At 32.6% G+C, this 1,929-nt stretch carries 2 protein-coding genes; both read left to right on the top strand.

What is annotated here, in order from left to right; translation table 11 throughout:
* Positions 1–1,593: hypothetical protein (locus tag NJT12_RS24745; protein ID WP_271338777.1), on the top strand; the 1,593-nt coding region annotated here is incomplete at its 5' end.
* 54 nt (positions 1,594–1,647) lie between these two features.
* Complete coding sequence (locus NJT12_RS24750; RefSeq protein ID WP_271338778.1) at positions 1,648–1,839, top strand: hypothetical protein; 192 nt, start codon at positions 1,648–1,650, stop codon at positions 1,837–1,839.
* Positions 1,840–1,929 lie beyond the last annotated feature (90 nt).

Here is a 1,929-nt window from a genome sequence, read left to right on the forward strand (position 1 = left end):
ACGAAGGCAGGTGCGAATACTAATATACCTGTGACTTTCTATAGTCAAAATTTTAATGGGTTCACTTACGTAAGTGGTGATGATGTCTCTTTTGTGGACAATAACACACTTTCTAATTTTAAAGTTGATGGTAAAGGATTAAGTAAAACCGGAGTGTATGGCACTGTAAACTTAAATGTAGACAGAACAGCTCCCGGAGATATAAATTACAACCTTGATCCAAATAAAGCAGCGGGTGATTATACAATTGCTACATTAGATGATATTACGGGAGGATCACAGAATTTACAACAAGTACTAGATACAGGTAATAGTGCTCATGCTACTGAGATTCTTTTAACATCAGGAGGTGATGGATTTAGAAAGCGTACTGCTACAATGAATTCAAGTTCAATAACTTTCTCTAATGATACAGATCAAGATCGTGTTGATATAAATTCAGCAGGATTTACACTGTATACAGGTAATAGTGGAGATATAAGTAGATTAGCACCTTATGGTTTAAGACATGAGTATAATGGAATTAGAAATATTCTAAATTATCCAGTTAAACCAGAAGGAACTTATACATTAGCAACATTAGATGATATTACAGGAGGATCACAAGGAATAGATCAAGTATTAGGTGTAGGAAATGAAACCACTAAATCTATGAGTTTTAATCAAGAAGGTTATGGAAATAATGTTTTTATTAACTCAAATGTTATACAGGTTATAAATGATAAAGAAAATGCAACTCAAGTATCTAATCTTGATAGTTCGGGAGTATCAATTGTTACTAATAATGGTCAACCTGAACAAACTGTTTCAAATATCTTTTCAACTCATGTACAATTTACTACAAACGAAAATGGTAGTCATGAAGTATCTAATAAAGGAATAAGATTCTATAAAGATACTGGAGAGACTAGTATAGAGTATGATATACCTACAGTAAATACCACTTTAAAATTTCCTGCTAAAGCTATTGCTGGTGATTACACGTTAGCAACTACAGATGATTTTAAAACCATTAATGGAGAATCAATAGTTGGAGAAGGTAATATTAATATAACTAATCCAACACCAACATTATCACAAGTATTAGATGCAGGTAGTTATGATGGTACAGGTAATCAGATAACACTTGGTTATACTCCATCAGGAGGAAAAGTAGGTTCTAATTGGAGTGCTTATGGAATAAATTTTAGAAATGAAGATTTAGATGGTAATACTAATGTGGATAGTTATGAAATAACCATATCAGATAAGTTACTAAATTATGGAGTTAAATTAGATAAAAATTATATAGGGTTTAAAACTGATTTTGAAGGTATTTTTAGAGATAGTTCTGTTATAATGCAGAATTATGAGTATGATTATAGTACACAAGGTAGAGTAATTGTACAAATGCCTTTGGTATCAGGAATATTAGCTACTACAGACGATATTAAACTAAAATCTTATACGGTAAACACTTTGCCAACCGGAACAATCGGAGATCAGGCGTACGTAACTGATGCTACAGCCCCAACTTATTTAGGAGCCTTAGCAGGAGGAGGTTCTGTAGTATGTCCAGTATTCTATAATGGGACTACATGGGTAGCACATTAACAAGAAACTCCAAAATCAAAAAAAGGGCTTAATAAATAATCTTAAAATTAATATATGAATAAATCTAAAATTGCAGTAATCGTGAGTCTTTTAATTGTTTTAACTGGCTTTATCGATACAAAATTTGAACTTTTACAAGAAGTTGGGCTGTCATTGGTAACAATCAATAGAATCAAATTAATCGGTTTGATTTTGTCGGCAGCGTTACCAAGTATATCCCCTTTGTTTTCGAAAGAAGTGAAGTAAAGTTAAAATTCCTCAGGAGGGCAGGAATAAAAAAGGCCCCCCAACAATAATACTTCCTACGGTAATTATTTATGCGACAAAGCCACAGCG

The organism is Flavobacterium azizsancarii, assembly GCF_027980145.1.
Classification (GTDB): Bacteria; Bacteroidota; Bacteroidia; order Flavobacteriales; family Flavobacteriaceae; genus Flavobacterium; species Flavobacterium azizsancarii.

Excerpts from the sequence above, each read along its gene's own strand:
- NJT12_RS24750 (WP_271338778.1), top strand. The coding sequence starts at position 1,648 with ATGAATAAATCTAAAATTGCAGTAATCGTGAGTCTTTTAATTGTTTTA.